This is a genomic window from Phenylobacterium sp. (genome assembly GCF_036402295.1).
GTDB lineage: Bacteria > Pseudomonadota > Alphaproteobacteria > Caulobacterales > Caulobacteraceae > Phenylobacterium.
The window spans coordinates 1-3,115 of sequence record NZ_DASWTE010000454.1 but is presented as its reverse complement, the minus strand read 5'-3'; the positions used below and the strand labels follow the sequence as shown (position 1 = coordinate 3,115).

4 protein-coding genes are annotated in these 3,115 nt (G+C 70.6%); 1 reads left to right on the top strand and 3 read right to left on the bottom strand.

Annotated elements, in window-relative coordinates; all coding sequences use genetic code 11:
* A partial coding sequence (locus VGD44_RS25590; protein ID WP_331091470.1) for a hypothetical protein occupies nucleotides 1-566 on the top strand: 566 nt, incomplete at its 5' end.
* On the opposite strand, the gene VGD44_RS25585 is transcribed toward VGD44_RS25590, so the two are convergent.
* The 3 genes from VGD44_RS25585 to VGD44_RS25575 form a co-directional block, all read right to left on the bottom strand.
* Nucleotides 533-1,330, bottom strand: coding sequence for an alpha/beta hydrolase (locus VGD44_RS25585; RefSeq protein ID WP_331091468.1), 798 nt, complete (start codon nucleotides 1,328-1,330; stop codon nucleotides 533-535). The two genes, VGD44_RS25590 and VGD44_RS25585, sit on opposite strands and share 34 nt — an antisense overlap.
* Nucleotides 1,331-1,348: 18 nt before the next feature.
* Nucleotides 1,349-2,485 carry an AAA family ATPase gene (locus tag VGD44_RS25580; protein WP_331091466.1) on the bottom strand — a complete coding sequence of 379 codons (1,137 nt, stop codon included), beginning with the start codon at nucleotides 2,483-2,485 and terminating at the stop codon, nucleotides 1,349-1,351.
* A 65-nt stretch (nucleotides 2,486-2,550) separates the two neighbouring features.
* Nucleotides 2,551-3,115: topoisomerase C-terminal repeat-containing protein (locus tag VGD44_RS25575; RefSeq protein WP_331091464.1), on the bottom strand; the 565-nt coding region annotated here is incomplete at its 5' end.

Below are 3,115 nucleotides of genomic sequence, written 5' to 3'. Positions count from 1 at the left end.
GCGGCCGGCTGATGCTGCTGAAGGTCGCCCACCTGGAGGCCATCCGCCGCGGCGAGGTCAGCCTGGTCTTCCGCCGCTGGAAGAAGCCCTCGGTGAAGACCGGCGGCACGCTGAACACGGCCGTGGGCCAGCTGGCCATCGACGAGGTGGCGGCGGTCGACCATGCCGCGATCACCGATGCCGAAGCCGCCGCCGCGGGCTTCGCAACGGCCGATGCCGTGCGCGAGCACTTGGCCGGAGAGGGGACGGTCTACCGCGTGCGCGTCCGCCACCAGGGCGCCGATCCGCGGGAGGCCCTGCGCGAGGATGTCGACCTCACCGGCGTGCTGGAGAAGCTCGCCCGCCTCGACGCCCGTGGCGCCTGGACGAGCCGCTTCCTGGACCTCATCGCCGAGCACCCGGCCCGCCGCGCCGGCGACCTCGCGGCGATGCTCGGCATGGAGACCCAGCCCTTCAAGCTGGACGTCCGCAAGCTGAAGGCGCTCGGCCTCACTGAGAGCCTCGAAGTGGGCTACCGGCTCTCGCCGCGCGGTCAGGCGGCCAGGAACGCGATGATCTCGCGATAGGCGGCGCGGTCCTGCAGCATGAACAGGTGGCCGCCCTCGTACCAGCGGAGCTCGGCGCCCGGGATGCGCGCCGCCATCTTCTCCTGTGTGGCGGGCAGGGCGATGCCGTCATAGCGGCCGGCGGCGATCAGGACGGGGCAGGCGATCTGGTCGAGCCGGTCCCAGGTGTCGTGCTGGGCGCGGGCCTCCAGTTGGCGATGCGCGCCCGCGGCGCGGCCGGGCTCGCCCGCGAACGGATCAGCGGCCGCCAGCTCGACGAAGCGCTCGTAGTCCTCCGGGTTCGCCGCAGCCCAAGCCGCGTCGCGCCGCGTGTCGCTGACCGGCATCAGGAAGCGGGCGCGTTCCTCGCCCTTCAGGTGCTCGATCTCGTGGAACGGATACGACGCGCCGCCCGCGCCGCCGGGCGACGTGCAAGCCAGCACCAGCCGCTTCACCCGTCCCGGATGCCGCAGCACCAGTTCCTGCGCGACCATCCCGCCGAACGAGACCCCGAGAACAGGGACCTGGTCCCAGCCCACATGGTCGAGCAGTGCGGCGGCATCGTCGGCGTAGTCGGCCATCGAGTAGGGGACGTCGGGCTTGTCGGTCCTGCCCAGGCCCCGCTGGTCGTACGCCACGAGGTCGAAGGCCTTGGCGAGCGGCGAGGCGAACACGTTCGGTTGCACCCGCAGATCGCCGCCGGTGCCGGAGATGAACAGCAACGGCGCGCCGGCGCCGGCGCGCTCGAAATAGAAGTTCAGGCCGTTGAGGGTCGCGTGAGGCATGAAGCTACCGTAGCGGGTTCAGTCGTCGCCCCGGAAGGTCCCGAGCATCGTGAGCCCGTCGATGGTCGTGGCGCCGTCCTTCTTGCGCACCGTCCGGATCGCGCCGGCGCCGGTCTTGTCGATGGCCTGGGCGAGCCGTTCGGAGTGGGTTACCAGCCAGACCTGCGTCCGCTCCGCCGCTTGAGCCACCATCCGTCCCAGCGGCTCCATCAGGTCAGGATGCAGGCTCGACTCCGGCTCGTTCAGCGCAACGAAGGGCGGCAGACGGTAGGCCATCAGCGCGCCGGCCAGGCCCAGGAACCGCAGCGTGCCGTCGGAAAGCTCGGACGCCTCGAAAAGGCGCTGCGGGAATTCGCGGTACATCATCGCGAAGGAGGCTGTGCGGTCGGGCGCTGGCACGATGAGCCGCGCGCCGGGAAACGCCCCACCGACCGCGGCGTCGAGGTCGACGGTGTCCTCCCGGATATGGGCCAGGGTGGCGAACACCGCCGCCAAGTTCGAGCCGTCGGACGCGAGTGTCGGCGTGGCGACGGCGACGCAGGGCTGGCGGAGCGGCGACCCGGCGTCGGTACGCAGGTCATGGTAGAAGCGCCACTCAAGCAGCGTACGGCGTACGAGGTCCATGCCCGGGTAGCGCGACGGGTCTTCGAGCCGCCCGAGCACGGTCTCCGACGGCAGTATGTCGATGTCGATCGAGACCAGGCGGCCGTCCTCGTCGCGGGCCACGACCGAAGGGCCGTCCCGGTCCATGAGGCGAACCGGCCGTCGTCCCGCGAAGTAGGTGAGGGACTCCGCCTTGATCTCGGGTTCGACCCCGAGGGACGCCGAGCCCGGAGGCGGATAGCCCACCTCGACTTCGTACCGATAGGCCGCCTCCAGGCGGTCAGGCTCGGAAAAGCTTGCGCTGAGCTGGATGCGCGGCGGCTTGCCGCCCTTGCGGACACCAGCCCACATGGCGAGGTCCAGGCCTTCGCGCGCCAGGTCGTGGCCCAGGGTGTTCGCAGCCGCCGCGCGCAGCAATTCCAGCGCCCGGTAGAGGTTCGACTTGCCGACGCCGTTCGCGCCGACGAACACGTCGAGTCGCGACATCGGATAAGCGATCCGCTGCAGCGACCGGTAGCCCGCCGCCGAGAACTCCCGAACCGCCAGGCTCATCTCAGCTCCGCGCAGGCTCCACGAACAAAATAGGAACCTACAGCAAAGCCGCCGTCAACCCCGAGTCAGAACGGCGTCTCTTCGTCCTCGATCGGCGCGGCCGCTGCGGCGGCCTTGGCCTTGGCGGGGGTCTTCTTCTTCGCCGCGGCCTTTTTCGCGGGCTTCTTCGCCGCCTTGCCTTCGCCGTCGGTCTTCTTCGCAGCCCGGGCCGGCTTCTTCTTGCCGCCGCCCTTGGCCTCGCGCTCGGCGATCAGGGCCACGGCCTGCTCCAGCGTTACCGACAGCGGGTCGGCGCCGCGGGGTACGTTGGCGTTGGTCGAGCCATGCTTGATGTAGGGGCCGTAGCGGCCCGAGAGCACGCGGATCGGCTGGCCGTCGGTCGGGTGCGCGCCCAGCTCCTTCAGAGCCGCGGACTCGCCGCCGCGGCGGCCGGCGCGCTTGGTGGCCAGCACATCGACGGCGCGGTTCACGCCCACCTCGAACACCTCGTCGACCGAGGACAGATTGGCGTAGGTCCCATCGTGCAGCACGAAGGGTCCGAACTTGCCGATGCCGGCCAGGATCGGCTTGCCGTCCTCCGGATGGTTCCCGACCTCTCGCGGCAGTCGAAGCAGGCGCAGCGCCTTTTCC